Origin of the sequence: Streptomyces sp. NPDC059224 (genome assembly GCF_042754285.1) — a bacterium.
Taxonomy (GTDB): domain Bacteria; phylum Actinomycetota; class Actinomycetes; order Streptomycetales; family Streptomycetaceae; genus Streptomyces.
Genome location: NZ_JBHZAN010000016.1, coordinates 35,170 through 53,513, shown reverse-complemented (window position 1 = coordinate 53,513; position 18,344 = coordinate 35,170). Strand labels below are relative to the sequence as shown.

Sequence of the window (18,344 nt, the reverse complement as noted above, 5' to 3'; positions counted from 1 at the left end):
CGCCCTGCCTCCGCGACTCCCTCCCCGACCGGCCGTGCCGAGATCCCAGGAGCCACGAAGTGCGCAGTACGCGCTCCACCACGCGAACGTCCAGAACCCTACGCGGCCGACCGGGCCTGCTGTCCGGGCCGGCCGCGGCAGCCGTGCTGCTGACCGTCGGCGCCACGATCACCGTGACCGCCGCCCCTGCGCCCGCCGCTCCCGCGGCCGTGGAGGCGGCCCACGACGACTTCAACGGCGACGGCTACCCCGATGCCGTGATCTCCGCCCCCGGCGGCACCGTCAGCGCACGGAAGGGCGCCGGCTACGTCGCCGTGCTGTACGGGTCCGCGAGCGGCCTGTCCACCTCCCGCCGGGCGACGTTCAGCCTGAGCACCCCCGGCATACCGGGTCTCGCCCAGACCGGCGACGGCTTCGGACGGACCACCACCTCCGGAGACCTGGACGGTGACGGCTACGCCGATCTCGTCGTCGGCATGCCCGGCAGGGACACCGGGACCACGGCCGACGCGGGAGCGGCGGTCGTCCTGTGGGGCTCCGCGAACGGGCTGCGGGCCGCCGGCGCTCTCCTGCTGCAGGACGGCGCGCCGACGGCACGCGGACACGTCGGACTGGGCCTGGCCACCGGCCGTTTCCACGGCTCCCGCACCGAACTCGCCCTCCTGAGCGGCAAGTCCCTGCGGACCTACGGCTTCGAGGCCGGCGCCGACGGCACCCGCATCTTCCAGGCCACCCCCATGGACTGGAAGTGGGCGGAGGACTTCACCCCCACCGGGCTCACCTCCGGTGACTACGACAGGAGCGGCTCCGACGACGTCGTCCTGCTCGGCACCCTCACCGTCTACGAGACGGTCAATCCCGTCGAGACGTTCGGTGCTGCCAGCTACCTGCCCGGTGGTCCCGACGGGCTGACGTACGGCCACGGACTGCGCGGCGGCCCGGTCGGCGCCTCCGGCGACATCGACCACGACGGCTACCCGGACGTGGTCTTCGGTTCCCCGGCCGACACCGACGACCTCAACGAGGCCCTGGTCGACGGCGGCAACCTCGACGTCTTCCTCGGCGGCCCCGGCGGCCCCGGCGGCCTGGGCGGTCCGGACGCCGACCAGCACTTCGACCAGACGACCATCGGCGCCTCCGGCGACGACAGGGTGGGTGACCGTTTCGGCGGTGCCGTCACCGTGGCGGACGTGAACGGCGACGGCTACGCCGACGCCGCGATCGGCGCTCCCGGCAACGACATCAACGGCCTCACCGACCCGGGCACGGCCTGGGTGATGCGCGGTACCGGCAACGGACTCACCCCACGTGGCCTCGTCAGTTACAGCCGGAGCACGCCGTCCGTCCCCGGGGACAACGAGGACGGCGACCGGTTCGGCGCGGCCCTCCGGCTCATCGACGCCGACAAGGACGGCAGGGCCGAGCTGATCGCCTCCGCCCCTGGCGAGGACACCGACGACGGCGCCGCCTGGGTCTTTCCCGGCACGGGCAACGGCCCCTCCGGCAGCGGATCCTGGTCCTTCAACGGCGGCAGCCTGAGCGCCCCCGTGCCCGACGCCCGCTTCGGCGAGACCCTGGCCCCGTAGCGGCGGCGGCCCGCCGCACGTGCGACGAGGTGGCCTCCCGTGCCGCGTTCCCGGGAGGCCACCTCCTCCGCGGAACCCGAAGAGTTGCTTCCGCGTAACAGTGAAGATCCGTTCCCCCGGGCCGGCCGACCGACCGCTTCTGCGGCCGCCACCTTGTGCTCACAGGTCGAGAATGCGCCGAACAGGGCCTGATTGCGACTTAGTTGGGTAGTGTCCGGATGCCTCGGAACAGCCGGTGCCGACGGCCCGGGGGACTCGCGTCTTGCGAGGTCACCCGGCAGATCATCGCTCACAGGAACACCCGTGTACCGCCGCCCGCCCGCTGACCAGCCTTCAAATCTTGAGCACAAATTCCACACGGCCCTCTCTTCAGACGGCCCTTGATGGTCTAGATTGACCGTGCTTCGCATGCTGGGACACGAGGCGACAAATGATGATCTATGGGTCGGTCGGTGCTGACGACCCGTGCCGGCGTCTCCGGCGCCGGCCGTGGGGGTGATCAACTCCTGTTGCTGCGATGGGCTTTGGGTGAGGGGAGCACCCGAGGCGGCGGCGTATCCCGTGCACCTGGAGAGCCTGGCCGACCAGGCGAGTCCGCTGCGCCATGAGCGGGTTGTTCAAGTAGCGCCGAAGCAGCCGGGATGTCATGCGCGGGAGGCGGGGGCCTCCTGCGAGAGGAACAGCGCGGCGCGGGGAGCCGGGGGGCCTCCCGGGACGGACGCGTGCGGGAGGCGGGGGCCTCCCGGGGGGAGGAACCGTGTCAGGGCACCATGTCGAACCACTGGGGACCGGGGGGTTTCTGTGCGGCAGGGGGGACTAGTCGGCTCTTTTTCGCCGGCGCGTGAGCGTCTGGCGGACGGGGCGATCAGCCGGCCGGCGATCGAGTGGGAGCAGCGGTACCGACGTACCGTGATCATCAGCGACACCGTGGCCACCGCCTTCGTGGTGGCGGGGATCGGTGAATTCTTCGGGGCCCGGGACGCGGCCAACTGGCATGAGAAATGGGGGATTCTCGCCTTCGGCACCGAGCTGCTGGTGCTGGCGGCGCTCGTGGTGGGCCGGTCGTGGGCGCCGGCGGTGCTCGGCCAGGGCGCCGAGGAGTTCCGCCGGCTCGGACGCGCACTGTTCGCGGCGACCGTCATCCTGGCGCTCGGCGGGATCGCCCTCACCTCGCGCAACATCAAGCTCTGGATCTTCGTCGCGATCCCCGCGATCGGGCTCGTGACCATGACCGCGCGGTACGTGCTCCGCCTGTTCCTGCACAGACGGCGCAAGGACGGCCGGTGCCTGAGACCGGTGCTCGCCGCGGGCAGCCCGGACACCGTGCGCGACCTGATCAACCGAACCCGCAAGTACCCGCACATCGGCTGGCGGGTGGAGGCGGTGTGCACGACGGACGGGCGCGGGACCGACGGGGACGAACTCGACGGAGTGCCGGTCGTCGGCCGGATGACGGACGTCGCCAAGCACGTGCGCCACGACGGCTACCGGGTCGTCGCGGTGACACCGGACCCGCACTGGACCCCGGACCGCTTGCAGCGACTGGCATGGAACCTCGAAGGCAGCGACGCCGAGATGGTCGTGGCCCCGGTGCTGATGGAGGTGGCCGGTCCGCGGCTGCACGTCGACGCGGTGCTCGGGATCCCGCTGCTGCGGGTCAGCCTGCCGACCTTCACCGGCGGCCGCCGGGCGATCAAGGAGGTCGTCGACCGGGTGGGTTCGGCGGTCCTGCTGATGCTGTTCGCGCCGCTGATGGCGTTCGTCGCACTGCTCGTGCTGGCGGACAGCCGGGGCGGGGCCTTCTACCGCCAGCGCAGGGTCGGCAAGGACGGCCGGGAGTTCACGATCCTCAAGTTCCGCACCATGGTCACGGGGGCCCACGGGACCCGTGCCCAGCTCGCCGACCGCAACGAGGGCTCGGGGCTGCTGTTCAAGGTCCGCCGGGACCCGCGGGTGACCCGGGTGGGAGCCGTGCTGCGACGGTACTCGGTGGACGAACTCCCGCAGCTGTTCAACGTCCTCACCGGAGCGATGTCGCTCGTCGGCCCACGGCCCCCGCTGCCGGAGGAGTGCGCCGCGTACGACCCGGACATCCGGCGGAGGCTGCTGGTCAAGCCCGGGCTCACCGGCCTGTGGCAGATCAGCGGACGCAGCGACCTGCCGTGGGAGGAGGCGGTCCGCCTCGACCTGCGGTACGTGGAGGACTGGTCGCTCGCCCTCGACACGGTGATCTTGTGGAAGACCATGCGTGCGGTCCTCCACGGGCAGGGGGCCTACTGATGCGCGGGGAGCGCCGTCCGGCCGGCACGCGGAACGCAGGCCACAAGGGTCTGCCTGGGGGGAGAGACGGGTCATGAGAGTCAGTGTTTTCGGGCTCGGCTACGTGGGCTGCGTGTCAGCCGCGTGCCTGGCCGGCATGGGCCACGAGGTCATCGGGGTGGACGTGAACCAGGTGAAGGTCGACCTGGTCAACGACGGCAAGGCCCCCGTGGTCGAGGAGCGTATCGGCGAGCTCCTCGCCGAGGTCGTGGGGACCGGAGCGCTGCGCGCCACCGGCGACGTCCGCGAGGCGGTCCTGGGCAGCGAGGTGTCGCTGGTCTGCGTGGGCACGCCGTCGGAGCCCAACGGCAGCCTGTGCACCACGTACTTGGAGCGGGTCGCCGAGCAGATCGGTGCCGCGCTGGCCGAGGAGATCGAGCAGGGGCGCCGCCACACCGTGGTGTTCCGCAGCACCATGCTCCCGGGCACCTGCCTGAACCTGCTGGTGCCGATCCTGGAGAAGAACACCGGCGGCACGGCCGGCGTGGACTTCGGGGTCGCGGTCAACCCGGAGTTCCTGCGCGAGGGCACGAGCGTGCGGGACTTCCTGGACCCGCCCAAGACCGTCGTCGGCGAGTTCGACCCGGCCAGCGGCGACGCGGTGCTGGCGCTGTACGACGGCCTGCCCGGCGAGGTGTTCCGGGTGCCGGTCCCGACGGCCGAGGCGATCAAGTACGCGGACAACGCCTTCCACGGCCTCAAGATCGGCTTCGCGAACGAGCTGGGCGCGGTGTGCCAGGCGCTCGGCGTGGACTCGCACCAGGTGATGGACGTGTTCCTGGCCGACCGCAAGCTGAACATCAGCCCCGCCTACCTGCGGCCCGGCTTCGCCTTCGGCGGCTCCTGCCTGCCCAAGGACCTGCGCAGCCTGGTCCACGCCGCCCAGCGGGCCGACGTCTCGGTACCCATCCTCGCCCACGTCCTGACCTCCAACTCCGACCACCTCCAGCGCGCGGTGGACCTGGTGGAGCGCACCGGCAAACGCCGGGTGGGGCTGTTCGGGCTGTCCTTCAAACCCGGCACCGACGACCTCCGCGAGAGCCCGCTCGTCGAACTGGCCGAGAGACTCTTCGGCAAGGGCTACGACATCAAGATCTACGACGCCAACGTGAGCCTCTCCCGGCTGCTCGGCGCGAACCGCGAGTACATCGAGAGCCGGCTGCCGCACCTCGCGCAGCTGCTCGCGGACTCCGTCGACGAGGTGCTCGAACACGCCGAGGTGTGCCTGGTCGGGACCAGGGACGCGGCCGTGCTGTCGGCGCTGCCCCATGGCGAAGGACCGGTGATCGTCGACCTCATCCGCCTTCCCGACGCCGAGACGCGCCGGACCGAACCGGGGTACGTGGGCCTTGCTTGGTAACACAGCCGGCGGCGCCGGCTCCGGCCGGCGCGCGCTGATCCTGGTGGAGAACCTGTCGGTGCCGTTCGACCGGCGGGTGTGGCAGGAGTGCACGACGCTGCGCGACGCGGGCTGGACGGTGGACGTCATCTGCCCGCAGGGGACCAAGCGCGACACCGAACCGGAGACGGAGATCGACGGGGTGCGGATCCACCGCTACCCGTTGCGCGCGGCCACCGGGGGGCCGGCCGGCTACCTGAAGGAGTACGGATCGGCGCTCTGGCACACGGCACGGCTGGCCCGCAAGGTCGGTCCGGTCGACGTGGTCCACGCGTGCAACCCGCCCGACCTGCTGTTCCTGCCGGCCCTGTGGCTGAAGCGGCGCGGCGCCCGGTTCGTCTTCGACCAGCACGACCTGGTACCCGAGCTGTACCTCTCCCGGTTCGACCGCGGTGAGGACCTGCTCTACCGCGCCGTGTGCGCGCTGGAACGGCGGACCTACCGGGCCGCGGACATCGTGCTCGCCACGAACGAGAGCTACCGCGACGTCGCCGTGCGCCGTGGCGGCCGGCGGCCGGAGGACGTCTTCGTGGTGCGCAGCGCGCCCGCCATCGACCGCTTCCAACCGGTGCCGCCGGAGGCGGAGTTGAAGCGCGGCAAGCCTCATCTGCTGTGCTATCTCGGTGTCATGGGCCCGCAGGACGGCGTCGACTACGCCCTACGGGCCCTCGCGGAGCTCCGCGACCGGCTCGGACGGACCGACTGGCACGCGGTGTTCGTCGGTTCCGGCGACGCCTTCGAGGCGATGGTGGAGCTGTCGGGGCGGCTCGGACTCGGGGACCAGGTGCAGTTCACCGGGCGGATTCCGGACGCCGAACTGGTGCGCTACCTGTCCACCGCGGACGTCTGTCTTTCCCCCGACCCGCGCAACCCGCTCAACGACGTGTCGACCATGAACAAGGTCCTCGAGTACATGGCGATGGGCCGGCCGATCGTCTCCTTCGACCTGAAGGAGGCACGCGTCTCCGCCGGTGAGGCCGCCGTGTACGCGCCCGACGACGACGAGGCCGAGTTCGCCCGGCTCATCGCGCTGCTCCTGGACGACCCGGACCGGCGGGCGCGGATGGGCAAGATCGGCCAGGAGCGGGTCAGCGGGCCGCTCTCCTGGCAGAACTCACAGGCGTCGCTGCTCGCCGCCTACGCCGCTGCCTGCCGTGACCGCACTCCGGTGGCGGCGGGCGATCAGGTCCGCACAGGGAAGAGGCAGGGCAGTTGAGCGAGGACACGATACGTCTGGTCACCATCGGACGGATATTCCGACGGCGCTGGCGGCTTCTCGCCGTCCTCGCCGTCGTGGGCGGGCTCGTCGGGTACGGCGCCTCGGTGGTGTTCCCGCCGCGGTACACGACCTCGGCGTCGGTCCTGCTGCCGGGGCAGTGGGAGGAACGTGAACTGCTGACCCAGGTCGACATCGCGACCAGTTCGACGGTGGTCGACCGCGCGGCCTCGACGCTCGGCTGGCAGGACGTCAGCGCCGCCGAACTGCGCGATCACGTGACCGCCACGGCCGCCGACGGGAACATCATCAGGGTCTCGGGTACGGCCGATACCCCGAAGCGTGCGCAGCAGCTCTCCGACCAGGTCGCCCAGCAGTTCGTCAAGTTCGCCTCGCGGATCGCGGGCGGCGGCACGGACTCCGCGACGGCCACGGAGGCCGCGGCGCTGCGGAAGCAGGTCGAGGACACCAACCGCCGTATCACCGCCCTGGCCAACGCGGCCGACCCGGGACAGACCGTGGAGAGCGTGCAGGCCCGGACCGAGCTCGAGAAACTGAGCACCTCGCTGGAGGAGGCCATGACGAAACTGGACGAGGCCGACCCGGCGACCGACAAGGCCGGCATGGTCGTCATGGGGCAGGCGGCCCGGCCCACCGGCGAGGCGCCGCCGACCAGGATGCAGCTCACCGTCGCGGGAGCGCTGCTGTTCCTGCTGCTCGCGGTCATCGGCCATCTCATCGCCGCACGGATGAACCGCCGGCTGCGCACCGAACCCGAGATCGCCGCGGCGCTGGGCTCGGCGCTGCTGGGCACCGTCGACGTGCCCGACGCACGGCGCGGTGAGCACCGGACCGACGGCGGCGGCCGGCCGCGCCGGCTCCGCAGGCTCCTCGGCGTCGACGCCCGGTGGGACCTGCCCACCCCGCGCAGATCCGAGGACGAGGCCGGCCGGCGGATCCGCTACCGGCGGGTGTGCGCTCGCCTCCGGGACGAACTGCCCTCCTCCCGGCGGCTGCTGGTCGTCGTACCGGACGGCGACGAGATCGCCCGCCGGGCCGCGCGGCAGCTTGCCGCCGAGGCCAAGAGCGATCCGCAGCTGCGGGTGGTGGAGGTCTCGGTGGACCGGCCGATCGTGCCGGACCGCGACACCGAGTCCGGGGCCCTGGTCGTCCTCAGCCCGGGAAGCTGGACCACCGAGGAACTCGCCGGAATCGCCGAGGCGTGCGCGGACGGCAGCCACGAACTCGTCGGCATCGTCGTCGCCGACACGGTCCGCGCCCGGGAGACCCGGCCGGCCGGACCCCCTCCGGACGACGCCACTCTGGCGCTCGCGGTCCCCGGCCGCGCGACGGGAGGTCCGGCATGACGACGAGCACGACCGCGGAGTCGCCGGCGGCCACTCCGCTCCTCGATCTGCAGGCACTGGTGGTGGCGGTGCGCCGACGCCGCCGCCTGTGGTCCGCCACGGCGCTCCTCGGCCTGCTGGCCGGCGCCGGACTGGCGGTCCTGGTGCCGCCGTCGCCGACCGCGGTGACCACCGTGCTGGTCGCGCACGCCGAGGACCAGCCCAACGACACCGGAACGCTGATCCGCACCGACGTGCAGCTGCTGCAGACCACGAAGATCGCCGACAAGGCCCTGCGGTCCCTCAAGTCCCCGGAGAAACCGGAGGACTTCATGGCGGACTACCGGGGGACCGGCCTGACCAACAACCTGCTGCAGATCACCGTCACGGGCGACAGCGACGCCCAGGCGGTGGCCCGCGCCAAGGCGCTCGCCGACGCGTTCGTCGCGGACCACGTGCAGCGCATGAAGAACACCGCGCAGGCCGAGGCCCAGGCCCTGCTCGACCAGCGTGACCGCATGCGGGACGAACTGGCCCAGGTCAACGAGGAGATCGGAGGCCAGTCGGCGGACAGCGACCCGAAGGCGTCGGCGAGCCTCGAATCGCTCTTCGCCCGCCGCGCCGAACTCAACTCCCGCATCGCCGACTTCGACGAACGCGCCGCGGACGCGCGGACCGGAACACCGCAGGTCGTCGCCGGCACGGAGATCGTGGACCTCCCGCGCGCGCTGCGGCACTCGCTGCCCAAGGCCGTCGTCACCGACGCCGCGATCGGCCTCGTCCTCGGGCTCGTCCTCGGGCTCGCGCTGGCCGCGATCGGCGTGGTGGTGGCGGACCGCCCGGTGCTGCGCCGGGACATCGCGGCGAACCTGGGAGCCTCGGTCATCGCCGAACTGCCCCGCCGCTCGGGCAGACCGTGGCGGCGCCGCCGCATCCGGCTCACCCGGGAACGGCTCACCGCTTCCCTGGCCCGCACCGCGCGCGGCTCCACGGAACCGGTGTCGCTGCTGGAGCTGGGCTGTGCGCGCCGCACGAGCGTGATCGCCCTGGACCTCGCCAGGGCCATGGCGGCGGAGGGACCGGTGACCGTCATCGACGCTCTGCCCCGCCCGTACCTGGCGGGCCGCCGCCCGAAGCCGGGAGACCCGACCGTGGTCGGCGGCGAGCGCGCCGCGACCGTGCCGCCCCAGGAGCGCCGCATCGGGCTCGGCTCGGTGGCGCCCGGAACGGCGTGGACCGACCTGCAGTACCTCGGCACCCAGACCGTGCTCGTGGTGCGGGCCGGACACGGCAGCGCCGCATGGCTGCACACAGTGGCGCGGCAGCTCGCCGACCAGCGCATCCCGGTGATCGGCGTGGTGCTGATCGACCCGGACCCGCGGGACCGGACCGACGGCACCCTGTGGGACGGGCTGCACACCGCGCTGCGCGGCCGGAGCGAGTGGCCGGCCCGGCAGACGGGCGGGGGTACCTCGCACGCCGTTCAGGCAGTGGGGGAGGGCCAGCGGCGGGCGGAGCGGCGGCCGGTGTGGGCTGCCCGGGGCCCGGAGAACGACCAGGAGGTGCGGTAGGACATGTGTGGCATCGCGGGCACCTACCGCTGGCCGGACGGAAAGGCGGTCACCGACCGGCTCACCGACACCCTCGCCCACCGCGGCCCGGACGGGGCGGGCCGGTACAGCCACCCCGTGGGCGACGGCGAAGTGCACCTCGGGCACCGCCGGCTGGCCATCATCGACCTGTCCGACACCGGCGCCCAGCCGATGGTCTCCGACGGCCTCGTCCTGACGTACAACGGTGAGCTGTACAACGCCCCCGAGCTGCGTGCCGAACTGGCCGCCGGCGGGGTGCGCTTCCGCGGCACCTCCGACACCGAGGTGCTCCTGGAGGCCTGGCGGCGCTGGGGCACCGACTGCCTGCCCCGGCTGCGCGGCATGTTCGCGTTCGGCGTCTTCGACGAGCGCACCGGCGAACTGGTGCTCGCCCGCGACCAGCTCGGCATCAAGCCGCTGTTCCTGCTGCGGCGCGGCCGGGGCCTGGTGTTCGCCTCCGAGCTCAAGGCGCTCGCCGTCGCGACCGGCAGGTCGCTGGAGGTGGACCACGCGGCGCTGGTGGCCTCGCTGCTCTACTACTGGGTGCCGGACTCCCGGTGCGCGTTCCGCGAGGCGGAGAAGCTGCCGCCGGGGAGCTGGCTGAGGTGCCGGCCCGACGGCCGGGTGGAGCGCGGCCGGTTCTGGGACCTGAAGGACGTCGCCGCCGAGGGCCAGGAGCGGATCCGCGGCGGCGAACAGCCGGACCTGGCCGCCGTCGTCGAGGACTCGACCCGGCGTCACCTGCTCTCCGACGTCCCCGTGGCGACCTTCCTCTCCGGTGGCCTCGACTCCAGCTGGCTGACCGCGCTGGCGGCCCGCCACCAGCCGGGGATCTCCGCCTACACGATCGGATTCCGCGCCGAGGACGCCAGGTTCGAGGCGATGCCCGACGACCTGCGCTACGCCCGGCAGGTCGCCGAGCGGTTCGGCGTCGACCTGCACGAGATCGAGATCGCGCCGAACGTCCTCGACCTGCTGCCGCGGATGACGTACCACCTGGACGAGCCGATCGGCGACCCCGCCGCGATCAACACGTACCTGATCTGCTCGGCCGCGCGGGAGGCCGGGGTGAAGGTGATGCTCTCGGGGATGGGCGCGGACGAACTGTTCGCCGGCTACCGCAAGCACCTGGCCAACCTGATGGCGCTGCGGTACCAGCGTGTCCCGCGGCTCCTGCGGCGCGGGGTGTCCGGGGCCGTGGACCGGCTTCCGGTCGCGACGAGCCGCCGGGGGTACCGGTCGGTGCGCTTCGCGAAGCGGTTCCTCTCCTTCGCCGGTCTGCCGGAGGAGACCGCCTTCAGGCGCAGCTACACCATGTACGACCAGGACGAGTTGCTCGCCCTCCTCGATCCGGACCTGGCCGGGACGGTCGAGGACGTCCTGACCGAGCACGCGGACGTCTACCAGGACAACGACCTCGACGACTTCGTCAACCGGATGTGCCTCACCGACGCCAGGATGTTCCTGCCGGGACTGAACCTCACGTACACGGACCGCTCCAGCATGGCCGCCTCGACCGAGGTCCGGGTGCCGTACGTGGACGTCGAGGTGGTCAGGGCGGCGTTCGCCGTGCCCGGTGACCGCAAGATCGTCGGACGGCAGGGCAAGGCCGCCCTCAAGGAGGCGGCCGCCTCGATCCTGCCCCGGGAGATCGTCTACCGGCCCAAGGGCCTCTTCAGCGCCCCGCTGCGGGCCTGGATGAGCCGGGACCTGGCACCGCTGGTGCGAGAGGTGGTCAACGACGGCGAGCTCGTCCGGTCCGGATTCCTGCGCCGCGACGCACTGGCGCGGCTCGTCGCCGAGGACGCCGCCGGGCAGCGGGACTACTCCAAGCATCTGTGGCACGTACTGACCCTCGAGTACTGGTATCGCGACGCGACCTCCGGGTCCGGCCAGAGCACTCGGTTGACGGCTTAGGAATCAGGGGACTTCGGTGAAGCAGGTCGTACAGAACTACAAGAGCGGCGAGCTGGCGGTGCTCGACGTTCCGGTGCCGGGGTGCAAGCCGGGTGGTGTGCTGGTCCGCAGCGCCTACTCGCTGATCTCCACCGGCACCGAGCTCATGAAGGTGTCCGAGGCCGGCATGTCGATGCTGGGCAAGGCCCGTTCCCGCCCCGACCAGGTGGCCAAGGTCATGCAGAGCGTGGCCACCAACGGGGTGCCCGCCACCTACCGCAAGGTGATGGGCAAGCTGGACTCCTACACGCCGCTCGGCTACTCGCTGTGCGGGGTGGTCGAGCAGGTCGGCACCGGCGTCGACGACGTGAAGGTGGGCGACCTCGTGGCCTGCGCCGGCAACGAGCACGCGCTGCACGCCGAGCTGAACTGGGTCCCGAAGAACCTCTACACGCCGGTGCCGGACGGGCTCGCGCCACGCCACGCCGCCTTCGGCACCGTCGGGTCGATCGCGATGCAGGGCGTCCGCCAGGGCGAGCCGCAGCTCGGCGAGGTGGCCCTGGTCATCGGCCTCGGCCTGATCGGGCAGCTGGTGGTCCAGCTCCTGACCGCCGCCGGGGTCCGCGTCGTCGGCGCCGACCCCGACCCGACGCGCTGTGAGCTCGCCGAACGCCTGGGCGCCGCGGCCTGCGGCGACCCCGCGTCCGCGGCCGTGGAGGCCGCCGTCGCCGAACTCACCGACGGACACGGCGTGGACCAGGTGTATCTGGCCGCGGGCGGCGGCAGCAACCAGCCCGTCGAGCTGGCCGCCCGGCTCTGCCGGGACCGCGGCCGGGTCGTCGACATCGGCAAGTGCCGCCTGGACCTGCCGTGGAACGCGTACTACGAGAAGGAACTCGACGTCCGGTTCTCGCGCAGCTACGGTCCCGGGCGCTACGACCCGGAGTACGAACTGGAGGGACGCGACTACCCGATCGGCTACGTGCGCTGGACCGAGCGCCGCAACCTCGCGTGCTTCCTCGACCTGGTCGCCCGCGGCAGCGTCGACGTGGAGCCCCTGGTCTCGCACGTCGCCGACTTCGACGACGCGGTCGAGACGTACCGGCGTCTGAAGGACGGCGAACTGAAGGCCGTGGCCGTGCTGTTCCGCTACCCCGGACAGGCGGCGGAAGCGAAGGAAGGGGAGGCGCAGGCCCCGTCGGTGGCCGTACCCGCGGTGCGCCGCGGCGGGGGAGCGGCCACCCCGGGCCGGGCCGCCACCGTGCCGGTACGCCTCGCGTTCGTGGGCGCGGGGAACTACGCGACGTCGATGCTGCTGCCGCACCTGGCCCAGCGCGACGGCGTCGAGCTGTCGACCGTCGTCACCACCACGGCGCTCTCCGCGGCCAACGCACAGCGCAAGTTCGGCTTCGCCCAGGCGACCACCGACCTCGACGCCGTGCTCGGCGACAAGTCCGTCGACGCGGTGTTCGTGGTCACCCGGCACAGCTCGCACGCCGAACTGACCCGCAAGGCGCTGCTGGCCGGCAAGACCGTGTTCGTCGAGAAGCCCCTGGCCCTGACCGAGGACGAACTGGCCGGCGTGCTCGCGGCGGTGGAGGAGTCCGGCAACGACCGGCTGCAGGTCGGCTTCAACCGGCGCTTCGCGCCGCTGCTTCAGGAGGCCAGAGACCGGTTCGGCGTCCGCACCGGTCCGGCGAACCTCCGCTACCTGGTCAACGCCGGCCGGCTCCAGCACGGCAGCTGGTACCTCCAACAGGGCACCGAGGGCTCGCGGTTCGCCGGCGAGGGCGGCCACTTCATCGACACGGCGAGCTGGCTGCTGGAGGCCGACCCGGTCTCCGTCTACGCGGTGGCCACGTCCGGCAACGACGACCTGCAGGTCGTGCTGCGCTACCCGGACGGGTCCACGGCCACCATCAGCTACGTCACCACCGGTGCGCCCGGCTTCCCCAAGGAGACGCTGGACCTGGTCGCGGACGGCAAGGTGCTGCGGCTGGACGACTTCGTCCGGGCCTCGGTCTACGGCCGCAAGCGCTGGGTAAGTTCACGGCTGCCCAAGGCCCGGGACAAGGGCCAGAACGCCGAGCTGGCCGCGTTCATCAAGGCCGTGTGCACCGGTGGGCCGATGCCGGTGCCGCTCGAGTCGCTGGTCGCGACCACGGCGGCCACCCTCGCCGTACAGGCCGGCCTGGCCGGCGGCGCGCCGGTGACGTTGGCGAGGACGCGATGACCATGAGCGCGGGCTGGTACCTGCGCCGGCTGTCCCGGATGGGGCCGCGGGAGGTCGCGGGCCGGGCCGGTGACGCGGTGCGCAGGCGGCGGTGGCGGTCCGACCGGCCGGAGGGCCCGGCCGTGACCGGCGCCCGGTTCACCGCTGTGCTGCCCGCCGGGACGCTCGCCGCGGTGCCACCGGAAGCCGCGAAACGTCTCGTCGCCGAGGCGGACTTGCTGATGTACGGGCACGTCGAGTATTTCGGCGTGGTCCGCGACGACCTCGTCGACCCGGACTGGTGGCGCGACCCGAAGACCGGACGCCGGGCGCCGGGGGGTTACGCCTTCGACGTGCCCTACCGGAACGAGGACGCGGTCGGGGACATCAAGCAGATCTGGGAGCTGTCCCGGCACCAGTACCTCACCGTGCTCGCCGCCGCCTACGCGGTCACCGGGAACGAGCGGTACGCCGAGCGGGTGGCCGAACATCTGCGGTCGTGGTGGGCGGCCAACCCGCCGCTGCGGGGCGTGCACTGGATCAGCGGCATCGAGCTGGGCATCCGGCTGCTGTCCTGGGTGTGGATCCGCCGGCTGCTCGACGACTGGCCGGGCGCGGCCGGGCTGTTCGAGGACAACCCGGTGGCGCTCGACCAGATCTGGCACCACCAGCGCTGGCTGGCCGCCTTCCCGAGCCGGGGGTCGTCCGCCAACAACCACGTCATCGCCGAGGCCGCCGGGCAGCTCGCGGCGGCGTGCGCGTTCGGCTGGTTCCCGTCCTCGGGGCGCTGGCGCGGTGACGCGCTGCGGTCGCTGGAGCGGCACCTGCGCGGCAACACCTTCGCCTCCGGCCTCAACCGCGAGCTGGCCACCGAGTACCACGGGCTCGTGCTGGAACTGGGCCTGGCCGCGGTGGCCGAGGCCGACGCCGCGGGCGTAGCGGTCCCGCCGTCCGTCCGTCTGGTGCTGCTGCGGATGACCGACGCGCTCGCGGCCGTCGTGGACAGCCGGCTGCGGCCGCCGCGCCAGGGGGACGCGGACGACGGGTACGGCCTGGTCGTGGACGGCGCGGGCACCGACCGCTGGGGCTCCCTGCTGGCCACCGGCGACGCCGTCTTCGGACGGCTCGACTGGTGGCCGGAGGTGCCCGGCACCGATGTGCGCACCCCGCTGCTGTCCGCGCTGGTCCGGCCGTACCCGAAGGGCGCCGTCGCACCGGCCGTGTCCCGGCCGGCCGGCCGGCCGGACCACTTCGCCGACGCGGGACTCACCATCCTGCGCGGTCCGGGAGAGATCTGGTGCCGCTGCGACGGTGGTCCGCACGGCTTCCTGTCCATCGCCGCGCACGCCCACGCGGACGCGCTCGCCGTGGAGGTCCGGCACGACGGCGTCGACGTGCTCGCCGACCCGGGGACGTTCTGCTACCACGGGCAGCCCGCGTGGCGGCAGTACTTCCGGTCCACCCTCGGCCACAACACGCTGCGGCTGGACGGCGCCGACCAGTCCGTCTCCGGCGGCCCGTTCCTGTGGACCCGGCATGCCCGCACCCGCGTCCTGACCGCGGACCCGTCCGGCGACGGCGTCGCCCGCTGGTCGGCCGAGCACGACGGGTACCAGGGCTCCGTGCACCGCCGGCGGGTGGAGCTGACGGCCGCGAGCCGGGAACTCACGGTGGTCGACGAGGTGCGCGGCCCGCGCCGGGCGGTGGAGCTGGCGTTCCACCTCGGCCCGGCGATCGCCGCGGACCTGGTGGGGAACCGGGCGGTGCTCACCTGGATCCGGGACGGCGAGGGGCGGTCCGCCGTGCTCGACCTGCCCCGAGAGCTGTCCTGGCGGGCGCACCGCGGCGAGACCGACCCGCCGCTGGGCTGGTACTCCGCGGGATTCGGGCGCAAGGAACCCACCACGACGCTGATCGGTACCGGCACCGGCACCACCGCCGACGGCGTCATGGGGTTCACCACTGTGCTCAGGTTCGGCCGCTAGGGGGGGCACGTGGGGAACAAGAGGCGGCACTGGGCGCCGGGGGCGGCACTGCTGGCGCTGGCCCTGCTGACGGCGACCGGCTGTGAGAGCACGCCGGACGCCCCGGCGACGGAGCCGACCGCCGCACCGTCCACGTCCGCGGCCCGGTCCGTGGCCCGGGCGTGCGCCAACCCCGGGGCCGGGCCGGCGAAGGCCCCGGCGGGCGCGGTGCCGGTCGACCCGGCGGTCGTCGGCGACCTGGCGTCGAAGACCAGGAACAGCCCGCCGGACACCACCTTCTGGCTCCGGCCGGGCAAGCACCGGCTGGACCCGGACCGGTACGCCCAGGTGGTGCCCAAGAAGGGGGACCGCTATCTCGGTGCGCCGGGCGCGGTGCTCGACGGCGGGAGGAAGAACCAGTACGCGTTCGCGGGTACCGCCCGCGACGTCACCATCCGCTATCTGACGGTGCAGCACTTCGTCGCGCCGCAGAACGAGGGCGTGGTCAACCACGACTCGGCCGACGGGTGGGTGATCGAGCACGCGACGATCCAGAACAACTCGGGGGCGGCGCTGATGGCCGGTGCCCGCCAGCGCGTCGTCGCCAACTGCCTGCGCGACAACGGGCAGTACGGACTGAACGCGTACAAGGGCGGTGGCGGTATCAGCGACCTGGTGGTCGAGGACAACGAGATCGTGGGCAACAACACCGACGACTGGGAGCGGCGGCAGGAGGGCTGCGGCTGCACCGGGGGCGTCAAGTTCTGGGCCGTCGACGGCGCGGACGTGCGCGGCAACTGGGTGCACGACAACCACGGAGCGGGGTTGTGGGCGGACACCGACAACAACGACTTCGTCATCGAGAACAACGTGCTCGACGCCAACGCCGGTCCCGCGCTGATCTACGAGACCAGCTACAACGCGATCATCCGGAACAACACGATCCGGCGGAACAACCGGGTCGAGGGCCGCAGGTACGCCGACCGGGGCGACACCTTCCCGTACGCGACCGTCTACCTGTCGGAGTCCGGCGGTGAACCGCGGATCCGGGCCCGCACCGACAAGATCGAGATCTACCGGAACGTGCTGGAGAACAACTGGTCGGGGATCACCCTGTGGGAGAACGCCGACCGCTTCTGCAACAGTCCGGCCAACACCTCGTCCGGTGACTGCACGCTGCTGGTGAAGGACACCGGCCGCTGCGTGAAGCCGGCGATCGACAAGGCGCCGCTCTACGCCGACTGCCGGTGGAAGACCCAGCGCGTGGACATCCACGACAACCGCTTCGTGCTCGACAAGTCCGTGGTCGAGTGCACGGAGATGTGCGACCGCATGGCGGTGCTGTCCAACTACGGAACCTACCCGGACTGGTCGCCGTACAAGGGCGAGAAGGTGGCTGAGGCGATCACCCACAAACAGGACAACCGCTGGCACGACAACGTCTACCTCGGACCGTGGAAGTTCGTCGCCTACGACCCGAGCCGGGTGCTCGACTTCGACGAGTGGCAGGGCATGGACTACCGGCAGGACGCGGGCAGCACCCTCGACATCCGGGCCGGTGGTTGAGATGGACACCCGGTCCGGCATCGCACCGGGCCCCGCCGGCGGCCCGAGGCTCGTCGGGGTCGTCTGGGGGCTGCTGGTCCTCAACACGCTCGGCTCCGCCGGGGCGAAGACCATCGTCCCGCTGCCCCGTTCCCTCATCCAGATGGTCACCATGGGCGCCCTGGTCGCCGCGTTCGGGCTGGCGCTCGCGGTCAACCTCCGTCTCCGCGTCCGCCCCAGCGCCTACCTGCTGCTGCTCACCCTGTTGCTGGTGACGAGCGTGATCTCCAGCGCGAACCTGGAGTCCGGGTTCGGCGCGCTGTTCCGCTGTGCCCGGCTGGCTTTGTTCGTCGGCACCCTGTGGCTGCTCAGCCGCTGGTGGGACGGCAGCCTGACGTTCGTCCGACACCACATCAGGGCGTACTTCGCGGTGCTCGGATCGGTCGCCGCCGGCCTGCTCGTCTCACCGGGCGCGGCTCTGCCCGACCTCTACGGCGGACGCCTGGTGGGCGCGTTGTGGCCGCTGACCCCACCGCAGATCGGGCAGTACGCGGCGGTGATCATCGGGCTCACCGTACTGCTCGTCCTCGGCCGCAGGACCGACCGGACCAGCGCCGTGGCGGTCATCGTGCCGTCCTTCGTGCTGCTCGCCCTGACCCATACCCGGACGGCCACGCTCGGCCTGTTCATCGGACTGGCCCTGGCGATCGGCTCGCTCGTCCTCACCAGCGCCGCCGCCCGCCGTTTCTTCACCTGGGCGGTGCTGTGCGCCGTGGTGGCCGTGGTGGGGTTCGCCTCCGCACTGCAGACGTGGTTCCTGCGCGGACAGAGCAAGGAGAACTTCTCCAGCCTCACCGGACGGGCCAAGGTCTGGGACGCTCTCCTGTCCGCACCGCGGTCCACCTCGGAGAAGTTCCTGGGCGTGGGCCTGGGCGACAAGTCCTACGGCGGGCTGCCGATCGACAACAGCTGGCTGGCCGTCTACAACGAGCAGGGTCTGATCGGCGTCACCCTGGTCGCGGTGATCATCATCGTGCTGGGCGGCGTCGCGCTGCTGCGGCCGCCGTCGCTGCAGCGGGCCTGCGCGATCTTCCTGATCAGCTACTGCGCGGTCGCCTCGTACACCGAGGCCGGACTCGGCGACGCCTCGCCGTATCTGCTGCATCTCGCCCTGGCCGCCTCGCTGCTGGCGGCACCCGCCGTGGCGGCTTCCCCCTCGCCGCCCGGAGTACCCCGCCGACTCGCCCAGGGAACGGAGGCGACCTGAGC

Annotated in this window: 11 protein-coding genes; all 11 read left to right on the top strand. The window is 72.2% G+C overall.

Annotated elements, in window-relative coordinates; all coding sequences use genetic code 11:
- Window positions 1-59: 59 nt before the first annotated feature.
- Complete coding sequence (locus ACFXI4_RS18940; protein WP_384992397.1) at window positions 60-1,586, top strand: FG-GAP repeat protein; 1,527 nt, start codon at window positions 60-62, stop codon at window positions 1,584-1,586.
- 801 nt (window positions 1,587-2,387) lie between these two features.
- Complete coding sequence (locus ACFXI4_RS18935; RefSeq protein ID WP_384992096.1) at window positions 2,388-3,866, top strand: sugar transferase; 1,479 nt, start codon at window positions 2,388-2,390, stop codon at window positions 3,864-3,866.
- 73 nt (window positions 3,867-3,939) lie between these two features.
- Entirely contained in the window at window positions 3,940-5,265 is a 1,326-nt protein-coding gene (locus ACFXI4_RS18930) for a nucleotide sugar dehydrogenase (protein WP_384992093.1), read from the top strand.
- A complete protein-coding gene (locus ACFXI4_RS18925; protein WP_384992090.1) occupies window positions 5,255-6,520 on the top strand; it encodes a glycosyltransferase family 4 protein in 1,266 nt (421 codons plus the stop codon). Before ACFXI4_RS18930 ends, ACFXI4_RS18925 begins: the two co-directional genes overlap by 11 nt.
- A complete protein-coding gene (locus tag ACFXI4_RS18920; RefSeq protein WP_384992087.1) occupies window positions 6,517-7,887 on the top strand; it encodes a Wzz/FepE/Etk N-terminal domain-containing protein in 1,371 nt (456 codons plus the stop codon). The genes ACFXI4_RS18925 and ACFXI4_RS18920 overlap by 4 nt, the downstream gene beginning before the upstream one ends.
- A complete protein-coding gene (locus ACFXI4_RS18915; protein ID WP_384992084.1) occupies window positions 7,884-9,437 on the top strand; it encodes a Wzz/FepE/Etk N-terminal domain-containing protein in 1,554 nt (517 codons plus the stop codon). The genes ACFXI4_RS18920 and ACFXI4_RS18915 overlap by 4 nt, the downstream gene beginning before the upstream one ends.
- Before the next feature lie 3 nt (window positions 9,438-9,440).
- Entirely contained in the window at window positions 9,441-11,375 is a 1,935-nt protein-coding gene (gene asnB, locus ACFXI4_RS18910) for an asparagine synthase (glutamine-hydrolyzing) (protein WP_384992081.1), read from the top strand.
- Between the two features lie 16 nt (window positions 11,376-11,391).
- Window positions 11,392-13,587, top strand: coding sequence for a bi-domain-containing oxidoreductase (locus ACFXI4_RS18905; protein WP_384992079.1), 2,196 nt, complete (start codon window positions 11,392-11,394; stop codon window positions 13,585-13,587).
- Window positions 13,584-15,551, top strand: a complete 1,968-nt coding sequence (locus ACFXI4_RS18900) for an alginate lyase family protein (protein WP_384992077.1) — start codon at window positions 13,584-13,586, stop codon at window positions 15,549-15,551. Before ACFXI4_RS18905 ends, ACFXI4_RS18900 begins: the two co-directional genes overlap by 4 nt.
- Window positions 15,552-15,560: 9 nt before the next feature.
- Window positions 15,561-17,096, top strand: coding sequence for a right-handed parallel beta-helix repeat-containing protein (locus ACFXI4_RS18895; protein ID WP_384992074.1), 1,536 nt, complete (start codon window positions 15,561-15,563; stop codon window positions 17,094-17,096).
- A 1-nt stretch (window position 17,097) separates the two neighbouring features.
- Complete coding sequence (locus tag ACFXI4_RS18890; protein ID WP_384992071.1) at window positions 17,098-18,342, top strand: O-antigen ligase domain-containing protein; 1,245 nt, start codon at window positions 17,098-17,100, stop codon at window positions 18,340-18,342.
- Window positions 18,343-18,344 lie beyond the last annotated feature (2 nt).